21 protein-coding genes and 2 other annotated features (1 of these 23 cut by a window edge) are annotated in these 17960 nt (G+C 33.0%); of the genes, 1 reads left to right on the top strand and 20 read right to left on the bottom strand.

Features of this window, described 5'->3' with window-relative positions:
* Positions 1–54: 54 nt before the first annotated feature.
* The 14 genes from yajC to J5E45_RS00955 form a co-directional block, all read right to left on the bottom strand.
* Entirely contained in the window at positions 55–315 is a 261-nt protein-coding gene (gene yajC / locus J5E45_RS01020) for a preprotein translocase subunit YajC (RefSeq protein ID WP_039068310.1), read from the bottom strand.
* An 18-nt stretch (positions 316–333) separates the two neighbouring features.
* Positions 334–1473 (bottom strand): tRNA guanosine(34) transglycosylase Tgt, encoded by a 1140-nt coding sequence (gene tgt, locus J5E45_RS01015; RefSeq protein WP_039068311.1) that lies wholly within the window; start codon positions 1471–1473, stop codon positions 334–336.
* 20 nt (positions 1474–1493) lie between these two features.
* Complete coding sequence (queA, locus tag J5E45_RS01010) at positions 1494–2519, bottom strand: tRNA preQ1(34) S-adenosylmethionine ribosyltransferase-isomerase QueA (protein WP_039068312.1); 1026 nt, start codon at positions 2517–2519, stop codon at positions 1494–1496.
* 2 nt (positions 2520–2521) lie between these two features.
* Positions 2522–3526 (bottom strand): Holliday junction branch migration DNA helicase RuvB, encoded by a 1005-nt coding sequence (gene ruvB, locus J5E45_RS01005; RefSeq protein WP_039068313.1) that lies wholly within the window; start codon positions 3524–3526, stop codon positions 2522–2524.
* A 31-nt stretch (positions 3527–3557) separates the two neighbouring features.
* The gene (ruvA, locus tag J5E45_RS01000) at positions 3558–4160 is read right to left on the bottom strand and encodes a Holliday junction branch migration protein RuvA (protein ID WP_208181470.1); all 603 of its coding nucleotides are present in this window, start codon (positions 4158–4160) and stop codon (positions 3558–3560) included.
* A 12-nt stretch (positions 4161–4172) separates the two neighbouring features.
* A complete protein-coding gene (locus J5E45_RS00995; RefSeq protein WP_017724673.1) occupies positions 4173–4628 on the bottom strand; it encodes an ACT domain-containing protein in 456 nt (151 codons plus the stop codon).
* A 12-nt stretch (positions 4629–4640) separates the two neighbouring features.
* Positions 4641–5936 (bottom strand): GTPase ObgE, encoded by a 1296-nt coding sequence (gene obgE, locus J5E45_RS00990; RefSeq protein ID WP_208181468.1) that lies wholly within the window; start codon positions 5934–5936, stop codon positions 4641–4643.
* A gap of 131 nt (positions 5937–6067) precedes the next feature.
* A complete protein-coding gene (gene rpmA, locus J5E45_RS00985; protein ID WP_017724675.1) occupies positions 6068–6352 on the bottom strand; it encodes a 50S ribosomal protein L27 in 285 nt (94 codons plus the stop codon).
* 12 nt (positions 6353–6364) lie between these two features.
* Positions 6365–6685 (bottom strand): ribosomal-processing cysteine protease Prp, encoded by a 321-nt coding sequence (locus J5E45_RS00980; protein ID WP_039068316.1) that lies wholly within the window; start codon positions 6683–6685, stop codon positions 6365–6367.
* A 2-nt stretch (positions 6686–6687) separates the two neighbouring features.
* A complete protein-coding gene (gene rplU, locus J5E45_RS00975; RefSeq protein WP_017724677.1) occupies positions 6688–6996 on the bottom strand; it encodes a 50S ribosomal protein L21 in 309 nt (102 codons plus the stop codon).
* Positions 6997–7008: 12 nt separating this feature from the next.
* Positions 7009–7082 (bottom strand) — a sequence feature (ribosomal protein L21 leader region).
* A 29-nt stretch (positions 7083–7111) separates the two neighbouring features.
* Entirely contained in the window at positions 7112–7636 is a 525-nt protein-coding gene (gene mreD, locus J5E45_RS00970; protein ID WP_208181467.1) for a rod shape-determining protein MreD, read from the bottom strand.
* Positions 7636–8478 (bottom strand): rod shape-determining protein MreC, encoded by an 843-nt coding sequence (mreC, locus tag J5E45_RS00965; RefSeq protein WP_039068318.1) that lies wholly within the window; start codon positions 8476–8478, stop codon positions 7636–7638. Before mreC ends, mreD begins: the two co-directional genes overlap by 1 nt.
* A gap of 978 nt (positions 8479–9456) precedes the next feature.
* The gene (locus J5E45_RS00960) at positions 9457–9618 is read right to left on the bottom strand and encodes a hypothetical protein (RefSeq protein ID WP_172643883.1); all 162 of its coding nucleotides are present in this window, start codon (positions 9616–9618) and stop codon (positions 9457–9459) included.
* A 70-nt stretch (positions 9619–9688) separates the two neighbouring features.
* Positions 9689–10147: a DUF4930 family protein gene (locus J5E45_RS00955; protein ID WP_039068319.1), complete on the bottom strand. Its 459-nt coding sequence runs from the start codon at positions 10145–10147 to the stop codon at positions 9689–9691.
* A gap of 149 nt (positions 10148–10296) precedes the next feature.
* Here J5E45_RS00955 and J5E45_RS00950 point away from each other — a divergent pair, with 149 nt between their 5' ends.
* The gene (locus J5E45_RS00950; protein WP_101049511.1) at positions 10297–10473 is read left to right on the top strand and encodes a hypothetical protein; all 177 of its coding nucleotides are present in this window, start codon (positions 10297–10299) and stop codon (positions 10471–10473) included.
* A 243-nt stretch (positions 10474–10716) separates the two neighbouring features.
* Here the strand turns inward: J5E45_RS00950 and J5E45_RS00945 are convergent, their stop codons facing one another.
* The 6 genes from J5E45_RS00945 to J5E45_RS00920 form a co-directional block, all read right to left on the bottom strand.
* A complete protein-coding gene (locus tag J5E45_RS00945; RefSeq protein ID WP_039068320.1) occupies positions 10717–10998 on the bottom strand; it encodes a hypothetical protein in 282 nt (93 codons plus the stop codon).
* Positions 10999–11144: 146 nt separating this feature from the next.
* Positions 11145–11822, bottom strand: coding sequence for a RadC family protein (radC, locus tag J5E45_RS00940; protein ID WP_039068321.1), 678 nt, complete (start codon positions 11820–11822; stop codon positions 11145–11147).
* A 2-nt stretch (positions 11823–11824) separates the two neighbouring features.
* A complete protein-coding gene (locus tag J5E45_RS00935; protein WP_208181465.1) occupies positions 11825–12526 on the bottom strand; it encodes a prepilin peptidase in 702 nt (233 codons plus the stop codon).
* 279 nt (positions 12527–12805) lie between these two features.
* Positions 12806–13624, bottom strand: a complete 819-nt coding sequence (locus J5E45_RS00930) for a squalene/phytoene synthase family protein (protein WP_039068323.1) — start codon at positions 13622–13624, stop codon at positions 12806–12808.
* 247 nt (positions 13625–13871) lie between these two features.
* On the bottom strand, positions 13872–15137 hold the full coding sequence (locus J5E45_RS00925) for a bifunctional folylpolyglutamate synthase/dihydrofolate synthase (RefSeq protein ID WP_039068324.1): 1266 nt from the start codon (positions 15135–15137) through the stop codon (positions 13872–13874).
* 11 nt (positions 15138–15148) lie between these two features.
* Entirely contained in the window at positions 15149–17779 is a 2631-nt protein-coding gene (locus J5E45_RS00920; RefSeq protein WP_107549581.1) for a valine--tRNA ligase, read from the bottom strand.
* A gap of 42 nt (positions 17780–17821) precedes the next feature.
* Positions 17822–17960: a binding site (T-box leader), on the bottom strand (it continues 102 nt past the right edge of the window).

Here is a 17960-nt window from a genome sequence, read left to right as displayed (position 1 = left end):
GGTTTGTTTTTATTTTCGAAATTAATACATTCCCATGTATCAATACGTTATTTGTTACGAAGGATCAACTTGTTTGATAGCAGGTTTTTCTAAAGTGATTTCAGTACCATTACCATTTAAAGTTAATACAACTGTAGTTTCATCAACACTACGTACAGTACCTTTGATACCGCCGATAGTTGTTACACGTTGACCAGATGTAATTTGGCTAATCATTTCACGATGCTCTTTAGCCTTTTTCTGTTGTGGTCTAATTAAAAAGAACCACATTAATACTAATAATAAAATTGGTAATATCAATGAAGTAAATTGCATTATTTTATTTCTCCCTTTTTAAAAGTTTTTTGGGTTTTCAACATTTAGTCCATACTGTTCAAAGAATTCTTCTTTAAAATCAAGAAGTCGATCTTCACGTATTGCTTGTCGGATATTTTCCATTAATTTAAGCAAGAAATGTAAATTATGATAAGTAGTAAGACGGATACCAAAAGTTTCTTCTGCTTTTATTAAATGTCTTATGTATGCTCTACTATAATTTTTACAAGTATAACAATCACAATTCTCGTCAAGTGGCCCTAAATCCTCTGCATACTTAGCATTTTTAATAGTCACACGACCATGAGAAGTCATACAAGTACCATTACGTGCAATACGTGTTGGCAGCACACAGTCAAACATATCCATACCTCTAATACTACATTCTATTAATGCATCTGGTGAACCCACACCCATTAAATAACGCGGTTTATCTTTCGGCATAAATTGTTCCGTATGCTTTACCATATCATACATAACTGGCTTAGGTTCGCCTACAGACAAGCCGCCAATTGCATATCCAGGAAAATCTAAAGCAACCAATTCTTCAGCGCTTTGTTTTCTAAGATCTTTATATTCTCCACCTTGTATAATCCCAAACAAGGCTTGATCTTCAGGTCTCTTATGTGCTTTCAGGCAACGTTCTGCCCATCTAGTTGTTCTTTCAATTGAGTCTTTCACATATTTATATTCAGCAGGCATAGGTGGGCATTCATCAAAAGCCATCATGATATCAGATCCTAAATCATTTTGAATCTCCATAGCTTTTTCAGGACTCAAAAACAATTTCGACCCGTTTGTATGGTGACGGAACTCTACGCCTTTTTCACTAATTTTTCTTAAATTACTTAAGCTAAATACTTGGAAACCACCAGAATCAGTCAGTATCGGACCATTCCAGTTCATAAACTGATGTAATCCCCCACTCTTTCTGATGATATCATTTCCAGGTTGTAACCACAAATGATATGTGTTTCCAAGGATGATTTTCGCTTCCATTTGATTTAGTTCTTCTGGACTCATCGTTTTAACTGTTGCTTTTGTCCCAACGGGCATAAACATTGGTGTTTCAAAAGAGCCGTGAGGTGTGTGCACGATACCTAATCTCGCACCAGATTGTTTACAAGTTTTAATATGCTCATATGTTACTGCTGGCATATAAACGCTCCTTTCATTCCCTAAATAATTAACATTGCATCTCCGAAGCTAAAAAATCTATATTCTGACAAAACTGCTTGATTATAAGCATTTAAAATATTATCTCTCGAACTAAACGCCGAAACTAACATTACAAGTGTAGATTTTGGCAAATGGAAATTAGTAATCAGTCCGTCAATAGCTTTAAAAGTAAACCCTGGGAAGATAAATATATCCGTCCAACCACTTTGAGCTACAAATTCCTCATTTGATTGCATAATTGTTTCTAATGTTCTTGTAGATGTCGTACCAACCGATATAATACGATGCTCTTTTTCTTTTGTTTCATTTAATAGTGCGGCAGTTTCTTGATCCATTTGATAGTACTCGCTATGCATTTCATGGTCATCTATATTGTCCACGCTAACTGGTCTAAATGTGCCTAGTCCAACATGTAATGTGATGAAAGCAATATTAATACCTTTATTTCTAATACGGGCTAATAATTCGTCTGTAAAATGGAGCCCCGCTGTTGGTGCTGCTGCAGAACCTGATGCTTTTGCGTATACAGTTTGATAGCGGTCCTGATCGTCTAAACGTTCCTTAATATAAGGGGGTAAAGGCATTTCACCTAATTCATCTAAGCGCTCTTGTAAGATGCCGTCATAATGCAGTCTCATAATACGACCGCCTTGATCAAGCTCTTTTATGCACTCAGCTACGATTTTGCCTTCACCGAATGTTAATCTATTACCTACTTTAATCCTTTTTGCAGGTTTCAGTAACACTTCCCAATCATTACCCTCGATTTGAGTAAGCATCAACATTTCTACTTTGGCACCAGTTTCTTCTTTTAAACCAAATAACCTTGCAGGCATTACTCTCGTATCATTTAATACAAGCGTATCACCGCTTTCTAAATAATCAATAACATCTTTAAAGTGTTGGTGTTCAATATTACCAGATTGTCTGCCAAGAATTAGCAATCTACTTTCATCTCTGTTTTTCAGAGGCGTTTGTGCAATTAATGAGTCAGGCAAATGATAATCAAATGCTTCAATATCCAAACTTATTCCCTCTTTCCATTCGTCTTACTAAAATGCTCAAATGCATATGGTGTTGCTTTACGACCTCGGGGTGTGCGTTCGATAAATCCTTTCTGAATTAAAAAAGGTTCGTACACATCTTCGATGGTAACTCGTTCTTCGCCAATCGAAACAGCAATTGTATCTAGCCCAACAGGACCACCTTTATATTGCTCTAAAATGCAATTCATCATTTTATGATCTATATAGTCTAGTCCTTCATCATCAACTTGTAACAATCGCAAGGATGCTTTTGTGGTTTCAATACAGATTACTTCGTCATCATTGACTTGTTGAAAATCACGAACGCGTTTTAATAATCTATTGGCCACCCTAGGTGTGCCTCGACTACGTTTTGCTAACTCTATAGCACTTTCTTCATCAATTGAAGTACCAAGTACTTCTGCAGTACGCACAATAATTTCTTTTAATTCATGTTCTTTATAATATTCTAATCTCAGGTGTACACCAAACCTATCTCTCAACGGCGCCGTCAAACTACCGGCGCGTGTGGTCGCACCAATTAATGTAAATGGCGGTAAGTCTATACGTATACTACGCGCTTCTTCACCTTTGCCAATAACAATATCTAGAAAGAAATCTTCCATTGCTGGATACAGAACTTCTTCTACTACACTGCTTAGTCTATGAATTTCATCTATAAATAAAACATCACCAGGTTGCAAGCTAGACAGAATTGCAGCTAAATCTCCTGGTCTTTCTATAGAAGGACCGGAAATTGTTCTAATATTGACATCCATTTCATTTGCAATAATGTTAGACAATGTCGTTTTACCTAATCCAGGGGGCCCGAACAATAGCACATGGTCTAATGGTTCTTGTCTAATCTTAGCTGCTTTTATAAACACCTCTAAATTCGATTTAATCGTTGATTGACCTATGTACTGACGTAATTTAGTCGGTCGCAATGAAAACTCAAATGAAGATTCTTCATCATGCATAGACTGATCTACCATTCTATCGTCCATTGTTTACACCCCTTTTAAATATTATTTATAATTATGAAATCAATAATTGTAAACCTTTTTTAACTGCATCATCTACAGATTCGAACGTCTCTTTTGCTAATGCGTTTTCCACTTTTGTTAACTCTCGTTTTGAGTATCCTAATGCTTCCAATGCTAAGAGCGCTTCTTTAATAATCGGTGTATTATCACTGAGTGATGCTTCAACATTTAATATTTGACTACTATCTACTTCATTTATTTGAACTTTCCCTTTAAGATCTAATACGATTTGACGTGCTGTTTTTTTACCAATACCAGGGAATTTTGTTAAATAAGAATCGTTTTCGTTCTCTATCGCTATCTTAACCTCATTAGGCGAACTACTCGCTAATATAGCTAACGCAGATTTTGGACCGATGCCCGTTACTTTAATTAAGCTTAAAAACATATCTTTTTCTTCTTGGTTTATAAATCCATAAAGAAGTTGAGCATCTTCTCTAACTATTAATGACGTATGAATGACAACCTCTTGATCCATAAACTTTTGAAAACGGTAAGAATTGGGTGTTTGAATTTCATATCCTACACCAGAAGCTTCCACAACTACATGTGTAGGATTCAAAACTGCTAATGTCCCTTTAATATATGCATACATAGTTACACTTCCTTATATAGTCATACTAATTAATTCTACTTTAGAAACGTGATCAATAACTCGCAACGCTTCCATAACATCATCAATTTCTAAATTTGTGCCTTTAGCATCTAATGAAAGTGTAATCGTCGCTCTACTTTCCATTGGTATACTTTGATGAATTGTTAACACTGACAAACTTAAACTTGATAAAGTATTTAAAACTTCTGCCAACATTCCTACGATATCATTCACATATAATATTAATGTGAATTCACGTGTAGATTCCATTTTTTCATCAATAGGAAATATTGTATCTCTATATTTGTAAAACGCACTTCTTGATAAATCGAATTGTTTAACTGCTTCAAATATGGACAATGACGGATCATTTTTCAAAACTTCTTTAATTTTTAAGGTTTTTACAACAGATTCCGGTAATACATCCTCGCGAATTAAGTAAAACTTTTTATAATCTTTTTTGTCCATTTTCAAGCACTCCTATTCAACGAATTCAAATTCTCCACCAAGGATTCTAACAATATCTCCATTTTTACATCCACGTGCTCTCAACGCTTCGTCAATACCCATAGAACGCATTTGACGTGCAAATCGACGTACTGCAGGATCACTGTTAAAGTCTGTCATTTTAAACATTCTTTCGATTGCTTTACCGCTTACAACGTACGCAGCATCGTCATCACGTGTAATTGTGAATTTATCTTGACTAGGTGTATGTTTGTAAATCACTCTATTGACACCTAAATCTTCTTCTTCATCTTTACTGAAGTCAATGTCTTTTACTTCTTCTAATTTGTCTGCTATAGCATAAAGCAGTTCATCAATATGGTCATGCATAAATGTGGAAAGTGGGATAATGTGCAGAAAATCATCATTCAAAGCTTCTTTAAATGCTTCTAAATTCTCTTCTGCATTAGGCATATCCATTTTATTAGCAACCACAATTTGAGGTCGCTCCTCTAAACGATGTTCGTAGGCATTTAATTCTTCATTGATAACCTTGTAGTCTTCATAAGGATCACGACCTTCAGAGCCACTCATATCTACCATATGAACAATTACTTTTGTGCGTTCAACGTGTTTTAAAAATTGGTGACCTAATCCAACACCTTCAGACGCACCTTCTATCAATCCTGGTAAGTCTGCCATTACAAAACTTCTTTGGTCTTTCGTAGAAACAACACCAAGGTTAGGTTTTATTGTTGTAAAATGATATGCGCCTATCTTAGGTTTAGCTTTAGATACAATAGATAATAAAGTAGATTTACCTACACTAGGGAAGCCAACTAAACCAACATCAGCTAGTAATTTTAATTCTAAAGTAACATCAATTTCTTCACCCGGTTCACCATTTTCACTGAAATCTGGTGCTGGGTTTCTAGGAGATGCGAAACGAGAATTACCACGACCGCCTCGACCACCTTTAGCCACTACTGCACGTTGACCATTTTCAACTAAATCAGCTAAAACCTCTTCCGTTTCAACATTTTTAATAATCGTGCCAGGTGGCACCTTTAGTACGAGTTCCTCAGCATTTTTACCATGCATATTACTACTTTGACCGGCGTCGCCTCTTTTAGCCTTGAAATGTGTTTGGTATCTAAAATCTAATAACGTTCTCAAACCTTCATCTACTTCAAATATAATAGATGCACCGTCGCCACCGTCACCACCTGCCGGGCCACCGAATGGAACATATTTCTCTCTGCGGTATGCTGTTATACCATTACCACCATCACCTGCTTTAAGTGATATTTTAACTTGATCGACAAACATGATTTCACCTCTTTTTCTTAAAATTTATTTTTCTTATTATTCTATACATTATATCATTATCTCATTAACTAGAAAATAAAGACAAAAAATAAACACCAGAAGTGATCACTTCTGGTGTTAACGATGACAAATTACTCAGCTGCTGCGTATACAGAAACTTGTTTTTTGTCGCGACCTTTGCGTTCAAATTTAACAACGCCGTCGATTTTAGCGAATAATGTATCGTCGCCACCACGACCTACATTTTCACCAGGATAAATTTTAGTACCACGTTGGCGGAATAAGATTGATCCACCTGTAACGTGTTGACCATCAGCACGTTTAGCTCCTAAACGTTTAGAAACTGAGTCACGTCCGTTTTTTGTAGAACCAAGTCCTTTTTTAGATGAGAAGAACTGTAAATTTAATTTTAACATTATGATTGCACCTCACTTATAGTTTAATCTGATATTTTCTTTATATTCTTCTTCAATTGTTTGCAATGAAACTAACATTGCCTGAAGAATTAATTGCGCTTGTTCATTAGAAGTATCAACACTTCTAACATGGAAATGTCCACCGTCATCATTGTAATCGATATCGGGCTTCTCAGTTGTTAAACCCATTATAGCATTAACACTTCCAAAAAGCACTGCGGATGCACCTGCACAAACTATATCATGTCCATACTCGCCATGTTCTGCATGGCCATCCATGATAACATCAGTGATTTGACCGACATCGTTCAATGTAACATCAACAGTAATCATAATTATGCGTTGATTTTGTCGATAGTTAATTTAGTGTAAGGTTGACGATGACCTTTTTTACGTTTTGAGTCTTTACGACGTTTATATGTGAATACAGTGATTTTCTTACCGCGACCTTGTTTTTTAACAGTAGCAGTAACTGAAGCACCTTCAACTGTTGGCGCACCAACTTTAACTGCGTCTCCACCTACGAATAATACTTTGTCAAATGTGAAAGAATCACCTTCGTTAACATCTAATTTCTCAACAAAGATTTCTTGTCCTTCTTCTACTTTAACTTGTTTTCCACCTGTTTCAATAATAGCAAACATACTTTGCACCTCCTATAATTTAAGTCACGCCAAATTTAGGTGACATACATGTTCTTTAACCTAAATCCGAGCGGTTGTATGTAGCTAAAAACTACTCAACTACTGCATTTTAGCATTAGGGTTTCTTACTGTCAATCTTCAATTGTACTTTTCTAAAGAATTTAATAATAATTGGATAGAAAATAATGAGTAATATAAAATTAAGCCCTAATGTAGGTATTAATCTATAAAGTAAAAATTCAAATAAATTAAATGCTATTAATCCTAGTACGCTATAAATAATAGCTACATAGATTTCTAGGAATATTGTACTTAATAAAACCACAAAGAACAACATCGTATAGTCTCTATAAAATGTTTTAAAGAAAAAGTCTTGAATTACAACGAACAATATATAACCAAATAAATACAACCCATAAAAACTACCAAAATATAAATCAGTAATTAGGCCTAACACAGTAGATAAAATAATAGCTACACCAAAACTTCTATAAACACATATTATTAGTAAATACATTAGAGTCAGGTGTGGGACAAATATAATATCTTTCGTGCCAATTTGCATTGGTATAATTAACCCTATTGCAGTATCAATATAAAATAATACAATACCGATAAGAAAGTAGTATAATGCACGCATTAATTATCACCACTTTCATTATCCGGTATTGTCTTAGGGTCTCTTTTAGCTACATATACATGATTTAAATCTGATAAATTCGCTGCTGTTTTCACTCTTACTTCTTTTGATAAGCCGTATTCATCATTTTCTACTTTTGAAACTTCACCTATGTAAATGCTACTTGGTAATTGATCAGCTAAACCACTTGTAACAACTTTATCTCCTTTTTTCACACTATCCTTGTTATTAATATCAGTAATAATTAATTCTTCGTTTTTAGAATCATAATGATCGATTAATCCAAAAACATTTTTATCATCATGTTGGATATTAACTGATAAACGATTAGCGCGTGTGTTTGTTGAAATCAAATCTACTTGTGATGAAAATTGATTTACTTTAGAGATTCGACCTACTAGACCTTCTGAAGTCATCACGGCCATATTATTTTCTATTCCATCTTTAGCACCTTGATTAATAACTAATGTATTCATCCATTGGTCTGGATTTCTAGATAACACCGTACTAGAAATTGGTTCGAATTTAGATATGTCTTCTATATCCAGTTCTTTTTTATACTTTTTATTCTCTGATTTCAGTCTTTCGTTTTCAGCTTCTAATTGCTTAACCTTACTGTTTTGTTCTTTCGAACTATCTTTCGCAAAAAGGTTATTGATTGAACCTGTTACGAAATGAACAGGATAACTAACCGCCCTTTGACCGAATGCAACTGAATCTCCTACGTATTGTTCTACTGGTGATTGTGATTGCGAACGTAAAGATACACCAATTAAGGCAATAAACACAATGATTGCACATAAAATAACAATCAACTTGTTGTTTTTAAAAAACTTTGACAACCTAAACACCTCTATTACCCGACTATTTTACTACTTTATATCATTTTATATTACTCGTAGATTGAAATAAAGTGGTAACCTTATTATTCGCAAATAAAATTCTAAACCCCTATTTAATATAAAGAACGCTAGAAAAATCATGCTAAAATTCTACTTTAAAACATAAAATGTAATGTTAATTTGTATTATAACAAGTTTCAAACCAAATAGTGCATTAAAGTCTCGTTTTTTCAAAAATTTTAAATTCAAAAATATATATTAGCTAAATTTGTTATCCACTAAAAGAACAAACTCCAAAATAAGATCATTAAATAGCTATTTACTATATCGTAAATATTATATTGCCGTAACATTCGCTTTCTTAATTTTTTGTTCTGAATACAAACTATGAATGGCTTTATTTAGTATCAACTTTTTGTATATTATCATTTTGTACACAACTAAAAAAACATTTTAGGATGATATGATGTAGCGCCACGATGATGTTTGAATTATTCATCGAATTCATTTTCAAGGATTGTTTCAACGATTTTATTAACATGTCGTGACATATCACTTGTGGGGATAAGAACTGAAGTTTCCATTGGTAGTGTAAGTTGAGTCATATTATAATCTTTATATATAAGGCACCTCGTTAATTTAATTTAGTAGTCTTTATTAAATTATACGTAAGGGTCTTATTTTCCAAAAGTATTTTGGCGAGACCCTTGAGGAACAAGCCAAAAAGAAGCACTCAGATGATTTAATTCAATTCATCTGAGTGCTATTCTTCTGGGATTTGTCTCCCAGTCTCTTTCGATATAATTTTTATAATAAATAGAATAGAACTTACGCTATCTACCATTACAATTTTTAAATTGAGACTTTTAAATATAAAGTGGTCACACATCACTAAGGAGCCAGGCTTACAGTTTCAATTAATTAAAAATCATGTATTAGAAACTTCTTAACACCCATTTAGTACCAGTGAAAATATAGCTATTTTTCTTCTTCGTCACTTGTTTCACTAGATTTTTCAGCTTCTTTTTCAGCCTCTTTTTCGTCTTCTTTATATAAAGTTTCTTCTTTACGCCAACGTGCGAATAAATTTTGTGCTTTTGCTTGTTCATCTACTTTTTTATCTTTAGACTGTTCACTCATAATTAGACACCAACCTTTTACGTTTTTACTTATATAAGGCTAACGCATTTTAGCTGAGAATTCAAACCACTTACTCGTAATTAGATGGTGGTTGCAATTCGATATGTTCCCCAAGTTGATTAAGGTCTTGTTCCATCTCTATTTCTGTTTTATAAACACGAATAGAGTCTGAGCCAAATTTATAAATAATAAATTCATCACCACGTTGACCTGCTAAATATTTATCACTATACCCCATTCTACCAATACCTGATACAGACATAAATTCTTTCTTATCTATCCAATCAAATACATTCTTAGCCTGACTACGAGGCACATTTTTTAATATATCATTATCTTCTACAGAATAACGTTGACCGCCTGTTAAATCACCTTCTGTTTGCATGTTGCTAGTAGGTGGCTCGTTATTATGCACTGGGTTCCATTGTTGGTCTTTTAAAAACGGCGCATATTTCAATGCGAAGAAAACAATGACTATAATGGCTATAATAGCTATAAAATTTTTAATAATACTAAAAATAAACCGCATGAACCACCCTCCTATAATTCACTCTATATTATAAAATCAATTAATTTAAATATCATCAGTCTGTAGTAGTATTCAAAAGTTAACCATAGACTGATGCATACGTGCTTTATTCATAGTACAATTATGTACAAAGGGAGTGAAATATAATTATGAGTATTATATCTATAATCCTACTTGCCCTCTTAGTTATATTATTATTTAGAGTAGGTTTATCAATTTTAAGATTTTTAATATACGTTGGAATTATCGTACTTTGTATATATCTAGGTTATCAAGGTATTCTTTGGATAATGGAGAACTTTAATAGTTACTTTAGTTTTATATAAATCAGAGTATAAAGAACACAATCTATGCATGTTATCACAGGTATAAATCATTCCAGTAGCTGATAAGATTCTTACTTAAATATACATTTTTATTTTTTGTAAGGAGTTTACCTGCTTTTATGACGGAGAAAGAAGTCAAAAGTTAGATTTGACTTCTTTCTCCGTTCTTTTTGATCTCGTTGTGCTCACACATAATTTTACTATAACCATAATATACAAATTAATGCTTCCCAAACGTTATACCTATTTTTTAACATTGTTTGATAACACTTGATAAAAATAATAACATCCACACAATAGTAGCGCCCATATAATTGCGATAATTAATGCCCCGATTAAGTATAACCAAAAAGAGGTATGATTCGTATTAAAAATAAAGAATAACATAGTAGTTAATAAAATCCCTACAATTGAAATGATTACTGTTTTTTTAGTACTTTTAAAGTCTATAGGTTTTTGATTTTTAACTAACTGCATTAAATAAATTACAGGCAGCAATAAGCCAATCAATAATATTGTTCCCACTTCACAACTCCTCCTTAATTAACAACTCGATTATACCGTAAGTAATCAATTCCAGAAAGCTAAAATTAAGTGGAACGCGTATTATAATAAGAAGTTTATACTATACATGTATATATCTCCAAATAAAGAACTACAGGCATTTAGACTTAATCAAAATACCCTTCCTCTACCATGCTCAGATATGCATGATCCCCAATAATAATATGGTCTAGTACATCTATCCCAAGAATTACTCCACATTCTCTTAGTCTATCAGTTGTTCTAATATCTTCTTTAGATGGCGTAGTGTCACCAGACGGGTGGTTATGTAATACTACAATGGCGTTACTAGCGCATTTTACTGCTTCGCTAAAAATTTCTCTAGGGTGAACAATTGATGAATTTAATGTCCCAATAAATATCGTTTTCTGCTTGATAATTACATTTTTAGAATTAAGAAATAATGCAATAAATTTTTCTTGAGTTAAATGTTCCATTTTACCCATCATAAAATTAGCAACATCTTGAGGGCTAGTAATTTGTATTTTTTCTTCTAAACTACCTGAATGCATGCGTTCTCCAAGCTCAAATGCTGCTTTTAGAATTAATGCTTTATACAAACCAATTCCCTTCACTTTATTTAAATCATTAATAGATAATGCCTTTAACTGTTTTAAAGTTTCTACTGATTTCAATAATTCATTAGCTATATCTAAACTTGAACATCCTTTCCTACCAGTATTAATTAAAATAGCTAATAATTCAGCATCAGATAAATGGGTTGGGCCATTGTTTAGCAACCTTTCTCTAGGTTTTTGATTATTGGCCAGTTCTTTTATCTTCATAACTAAAAACCTCCAAAGATAAAATTTTGATATGTTAATAGTGTTATATTAAATGCGAGATAAATAAAAGGAATAAGCGGAATTTTTGAACTTTCATTATGAAATACAATTAATATGAACAAGGCAAAAAGACCGCCACAGATAAATGTAAATAAAAGTATGATTGAAAATTCAATAGAAGGCAAAGCTAATGCTAGCAAAGAGAAAATAATTATATCACCATAACCAATGGCATTATGAAATAGTATATAAAATACATGAAGTAAACTTGTTACGAAGAGAAATGACATGATGTGAAGAGGAGTAATAAAACAAATACAAATAGCAAAAACGACTATCACATGCAATGGAACTGTGTATGTCTTAAGGTCATATATAGCTAAGATGAGTAGAAATAAATAAATTAATAGTAAAGTAGCGTTATCAATTAAATTATGAGGTACATAAAATATGTAAAAGAGAGGAATCAAAGAGAGTAACTCACCAATCAAGTAAAAAATATTTATTTTTCGATTACAACAACTTGAAGTACCTCTTAAAAAAATAAAGCTTAAAACCGGTATCAATTCCAAAAGTCTTATTTCTTTGAGACAATCATCACACCTTGAACGGAGTGTGAGATAACTTAATTCCAGCTTTTCTACAAAACATAGTTGATATAAAAAACTAAACAATATAGGATAAATTAAAAGTAGCGTTACCAACACTTCACCTCCTAATAAGCATTATAGCACCAATCGATAAAACCAATAAGAAAAATAACAATAATTAAATAATTTCAACAACACTTACCTAACAAAGCAAATTTTGTAATTAGCGTTAATATTTTAATCATCATATGATAGTTCATTTGTGAATTATATGTTCGAATAATAAAACCAGCTCGAAAATTTAATGAGCTGGTTTTATATGTATAAAGCTGATATTGGTATTTAATTTTGTAATGTTAATAAAATTTAACTATTCAAAAACATTGTTAGCATCTAATCTTTTTGAATTTCATCTACAGTTTCTTCAACTTCTTTTCTAGATATCTTCTCTCTACCATTTTTCATTGCTTTAAGTGATTTATGAGCAAGCGCTAATGGCAAACGACAAAATAGTAAAATTGTTTTTTTATTAATGTCTTTCATATATGCATCCGCTTTTGCTAAATTATCTTCTGCGTAATTAAACAAATCATCTCGTGTCCAATCATCAGGCATAAAACTAACTCCGCGTTCTGCAAAATCTTCTTGTTCATTTCTAAGAATATTGACAGCTTGTAAGCCTCGTCCATATCCAATAGCCAATTCTCTATCTGTTTTAACATTTGCACATAAATCCCATAATTGTGAGAGCATGACACCGACAAGGCCCGCTACGTAATATGTATAATCATCTAAATCATCTTTGGTATGAATGTCCCAATTTGCTTTCGCCCATTTCGCCATACCAAAAGCCATTTCGCTAGAAGCATCTAATACAATTGGCAATGTCTTACTAGGACAAGCTTCTATCCACTCACCTAATCTTAAAGTAACTTCAGGCATTTTACCTTTTACTGGTTCAAGAATTTGCATGTATTTTACTTCATCAAATGGCGCTTTAAATAACTCGCTCACTTGCATCAGTATTGAATGTTTTAAACCGTTATCTAATTCCTCATGATCTTCAATTTCATCAATAGCTCTTAATACTAAATAGGCAGATGCTACAGTATGTTTTAATTCTTTTTCCAAAAAAGTTATCGGAATATAAAAAGTGCGACTTGTTTCTTTTAAAACACGCATTGCATCTTTTGGGAATTTCTTTTCAGTCATTTTAATCTAATACCTCCCCTTTTTTAAATATTATCATACAATTACAAAATAAAATAGGAAATGCGCATCACTAAAGTTAATCGAATTTCTCTCGTCAAAAAATTGTCAAAGAGCCAATTTTTCAAACTAACTTTTAGCTCTTGGTTATAACTATATTTAGTTATAACTTTTCTTTTATTTGAAACAAAAATAAGCGAACGGTCAATAAACTGTTAAACCGTTCGCTTATTTAATAAAAATTTTATATTTAACTGAAATCGACTTTAGCTTTTACTTCACTTATAAAATACAAGCTTCCAGTAATGATTAAACCATCACCATTATAAGATTCGATAAATTTCACATAATCGTCAACAAGTGCTTTTTGGTCAAATCGAACTTCATCAAAGATTGCTTCTTTTGTTAAAGCTTTCGGAAAATCAAAATCTGTTATATAGAATGTAGAAGCAATCGTTTTAAGTTGATCAACCATAGCATTTAAAGGTTTACCTTTGATTGCAGAAAATAAAATATCAATATTTTCAGTGTGATAATAATTTTTCATTGTACTTATTAACGCTTCTACACTTTCAACGTTATGCGCGCCATCGACAATCATCAACGGACGTTCTTTCACTTGTTCTATCCGGCCTGTCCAACTCACTGACTCAATACCATCAATCATTTTATTGAAATCTAAATCAACGATGTCTGACTCATTTAATTCGATGAGTGCGGTAATTGCTAACGCGGCATTTTCTTTTTGATGTTCACCTAACATATTTAATAAAAGCGTCTCAAGTTCATAATCTTTATAGCGATAAGTGAATTCTTCATCTTCGGATATAATACTAATATCTCTATCCAACTCAATACCTTCAGCATTTTGTTGTTCAACATAATCGCGAATAACTTTGAGTGCTTCTTCATTTTTTACAGCATAAATGATAGGTGTGTTCGGTTTTACAATCGCACCTTTATCTTTTGCAATATCTACATATGTGTCACCCAATATATCAGTATGGTCTAAACCTATACTTGTTAATATAGATAAGATTGGTTTAAAAACATTAGTAGAATCGTTTTTAATACCTAATCCCGCTTCAATAATTACAAAGTCAACTGGGTGGATTTCACCAAAATATAAAAACATCATAGTTGTAATAATCTCAAATTCGGTTGCAGTTCCAAGGTCAGTTTCCACTTCTAAGGCTTCGCTTACTGGTTTTACTTTTTGAACTAATTTAACAATATCATCATCACTTATTGGCACACCATTCAAGCTAATACGTTCGTTGAACGTTTCAATAAATGGCGATGTGAAAGTCCCTACTTCATATCCGTTATCAACAAGTGCTGAACGTAGATATGACACCGTGGATCCTTTACCATTTGTACCACCAACGTGAATACCATTTATATTAAATTGAGGATTGTTCAGTCTATCTAACATCCACTCCATACGTTTGACGCCAGGTTTAATGCCAAATTTAGTTCGTTCATGTATCCAATATAAGCTATCTAGGTAATTCATCTTAAGGACTCCTATGCTTTTAATTGATTAATTCGTAATTTTACACCATCATATTTTTCTTGATACGTTTGTTTTTTCTCACGTTCTTCATTAATAACTTTTTCAGGTGCTTTATTGACAAAGTTTTCATTTGCTAATTTCTTATTCACGCGATCAAGCTCTTTTTCCCATTTCAAGAGTTCATTCTCTAAACGCTCAATTTCTTTATCCATATCTATTAGACCTTCTAATGGTAACACAACTTCACCAGCAGTCGTAACAGAAGTCATAGCTTTTTCAGGAATTTCAATATCTGTATCAATTGTCAATTCGCTTGGATGACAGAATCTATCAATATAATTTGAGTTGTTTAACAGTGTATCTTTAATATTGTCATCTTTCGCTTTAATGAAGATTGGAATTGCTTTTGACAGAGGTGTATCTACTTCAAGGCGTGATTGTCTTACTGATTTAATAATTTCAACGAGTTGTTGCATCGTTTCTTTACTGTCATCAAAAGTAAGAGCATCATTCACTTTTGGCCAAGATGCATTTACGATTGTTTCACCTTCATGAGGTAGATTTTGCCAAATTTGCTCTGTAACAAATGGCATAAATGGATGTAACATTCTCATTGTATTATCGAGCACATACGTAAGCACTGAACGTGTAACTTGTTTTTGCGCTTCATCTTCACCATTCATAGGTATCTTACTCATCTCAATATACCAATCACAGAATTCATCCCAAATGAAGTTATAAAGAGTACGCCCAACCTCACCAAATTCATATTTATCACTTAAATCAGTAACATTAGCAATGGTTTCATTTAATCGAGTTAAAATCCATTTATCTGCAAGAGAAAGGTTACCTGATAAATCTACTTCTTCTACCTTAAAGTCTTCACCAATATTCATGATACTAAATCTCGCAGCATTCCATATTTTGTTAATGAAATTCCATACAGATTCAACTTTTTCCGTAGAATAGCGTAAGTCATGACCAGGCGATGAACCAGTAGCTAGGAAGTATCTTAAACTATCTGCACCATACTCATCAATGACATCCATAGGATCCACACCATTACCTAGTGATTTACTCATTTTTCTACCGTCTTCCGCCCTAACTAATCCATGTAATAGTACATCATTGAAAGGACGTTTACCAGTAAATTCTAAACCTTGGAATATCATTCTCGCAACCCAGAAGAAAATAATGTCATACCCAGTCACTAATGCATTAGTTGGGAAGTAACGTTGAAAGTCTTCAGCTTCCGTGTCTGGCCAACCTAACGTAGAAAATGGCCATAACGCACTTGAGAACCATGTATCTAATACATCTTCATCTTGGGTCCAATTTTCAATATCTTCAGGTGCTGATTCACCTACATATATTTCACCCGTTTCTTTATGATACCAAGCTGGAATTTGATGTCCCCACCAAAGTTGACGTGATATTGTCCAATCTCTAATTTCTTCCATCCAACGATTAAAAGTTTTTTCAAAACGTGCAGGAACAAAATCAATTCTATCGTCTGTTTTTTGATTATCTAGTGCTTGTTCAGCAAGTGGTTTCATTTTAACAAACCATTGCGTTGATAAATATGGTTCTACAACTGCACCAGAACGCTCTGAATGACCTACTGAATGCTCATGAGCCTCAATTTTAATAACAAGGTCTTCAGCTTCTAAATCTTTAACTAATTGTTCACGACAATCAAATCGATCCATGCCTTGATATTTGCCAGCTTTATCATTCATTTTGCCTGCTTCATCCATTACGATAATACGTTCTAAATCATGACGATTTCCAATTTCAAAGTCATTAGGGTCATGTGCTGGTGTTACTTTCATTGCACCACTACCAAATTCAATATCAACATATTCATCTGCTAATATAGGTAGTTCTCTACCAAGAATAGGTAAAATAACCTTCTTGCCTATAACATCTTTATAACGCTCATCATTAGGATTTACAACAATTGCAGTATCACCTAACATTGTTTCAGGACGTGTTGTAGCAATTTCAATAAATCCATCACCATCTACATATGGATATTTAAAATGATAAAACTTACCTTCAACATCTTCATGTATTACCTCAATGTCAGATAAAGCAGTACGTGCGATTGGATCCCAATTTATAATATATTCACCGCGGTATATCAAGCCTTTGTTATACATATCAACGAATACTTTTTTCACAGCTTTACTTAAACCTTCATCTAACGTGAAACGTTCTCTACTATAATCTAAACCTAGGCCAAGTTTTGCCCACTGTTCTCTGATAAAAGTAGCGTATTCCTCTTTCCAATCCCAAGCTTGTTCAAGGAATTTTTCTCGACCTAAATCATGTCGTGATAAACCTTGTTCGTTTAATTTTGCTTCAACTTTCGCTTGCGTAGCAATGCCTGCATGGTCCATACCAGGTAAATATAAAGTATCGTAACCTTGCATACGTTTCATTCGTGTCAATATATCTTGTAATGTCGTATCCCACGCATGCCCTAAATGTAATTTACCAGTTACATTCGGTGGTGGAATTACAATTGTATATGTCTCTTTTGAACTATCTTCTTTTGCTTTAAAGTAACCATTATTAACCCATTGGTCATAACGTCCGGACTCGACTTCGTTCGGATTATATTTTGGTTTCATTTCCATACGTTAAAATCCTCCTTAAAAATAAAAATACCCGCCCTATCAATATAGGACGGATATTCCGTGGTACCACCTAAATTCAAGAAATTATAAATGTAATTTCAAGCACTTAATTATATGATTAACGCTCAAACACGCTTTAGCCTATACTATAATTATTTAAGAATTATATTTCAGCTAAAGT

It is taken from the genome of Staphylococcus shinii, from assembly GCF_017583065.1.
GTDB lineage: Bacteria > Bacillota > Bacilli > Staphylococcales > Staphylococcaceae > Staphylococcus > Staphylococcus shinii.
The sequence above is the reverse complement of the archived record's forward strand: the minus strand, read 5'-3'. Positions and strand labels throughout refer to the sequence as shown.

What these genes read in the sequence shown, in the direction of transcription:
- yajC (WP_039068310.1), bottom strand. Translation starts at nt 315, where the DNA reads ATGCAATTTACTTCATTGATATTACCAATTTTATTATTAGTATTAATG.
- tgt (WP_039068311.1), bottom strand. Translation starts at nt 1,473, where the DNA reads ATGCCAGCAGTAACATATGAGCATATTAAAACTTGTAAACAATCTGGT.
- ruvB (WP_039068313.1), bottom strand. Translation starts at nt 3,526, where the DNA reads ATGGACGATAGAATGGTAGATCAGTCTATGCATGATGAAGAATCTTCA.
- ruvA (WP_208181470.1), bottom strand. Translation starts at nt 4,160, where the DNA reads ATGTATGCATATATTAAAGGGACATTAGCAGTTTTGAATCCTACACAT.
- J5E45_RS00995 (WP_017724673.1), bottom strand. Translation starts at nt 4,628, where the DNA reads ATGGACAAAAAAGATTATAAAAAGTTTTACTTAATTCGCGAGGATGTA.
- obgE (WP_208181468.1), bottom strand. Translation starts at nt 5,936, where the DNA reads ATGTTTGTCGATCAAGTTAAAATATCACTTAAAGCAGGTGATGGTGGT.
- rpmA (WP_017724675.1), bottom strand. Translation starts at nt 6,352, where the DNA reads ATGTTAAAATTAAATTTACAGTTCTTCTCATCTAAAAAAGGACTTGGT.
- J5E45_RS00980 (WP_039068316.1), bottom strand. Translation starts at nt 6,685, where the DNA reads ATGATTACTGTTGATGTTACATTGAACGATGTCGGTCAAATCACTGAT.
- rplU (WP_017724677.1), bottom strand. Translation starts at nt 6,996, where the DNA reads ATGTTTGCTATTATTGAAACAGGTGGAAAACAAGTTAAAGTAGAAGAA.
- mreD (WP_208181467.1), bottom strand. Translation starts at nt 7,636, where the DNA reads ATGCGTGCATTATACTACTTTCTTATCGGTATTGTATTATTTTATATT.
- J5E45_RS00960 (WP_172643883.1), bottom strand. Translation starts at nt 9,618, where the DNA reads ATGAGTGAACAGTCTAAAGATAAAAAAGTAGATGAACAAGCAAAAGCA.
- J5E45_RS00955 (WP_039068319.1), bottom strand. Translation starts at nt 10,147, where the DNA reads ATGCGGTTTATTTTTAGTATTATTAAAAATTTTATAGCTATTATAGCC.
- J5E45_RS00950 (WP_101049511.1), top strand. Translation starts at nt 10,297, where the DNA reads ATGAGTATTATATCTATAATCCTACTTGCCCTCTTAGTTATATTATTA.
- radC (WP_039068321.1), bottom strand. Translation starts at nt 11,822, where the DNA reads ATGAAGATAAAAGAACTGGCCAATAATCAAAAACCTAGAGAAAGGTTG.
- J5E45_RS00930 (WP_039068323.1), bottom strand. Translation starts at nt 13,624, where the DNA reads ATGACTGAAAAGAAATTCCCAAAAGATGCAATGCGTGTTTTAAAAGAA.
- J5E45_RS00925 (WP_039068324.1), bottom strand. Translation starts at nt 15,137, where the DNA reads ATGAATTACCTAGATAGCTTATATTGGATACATGAACGAACTAAATTT.
- J5E45_RS00920 (WP_107549581.1), bottom strand. Translation starts at nt 17,779, where the DNA reads ATGGAAATGAAACCAAAATATAATCCGAACGAAGTCGAGTCCGGACGT.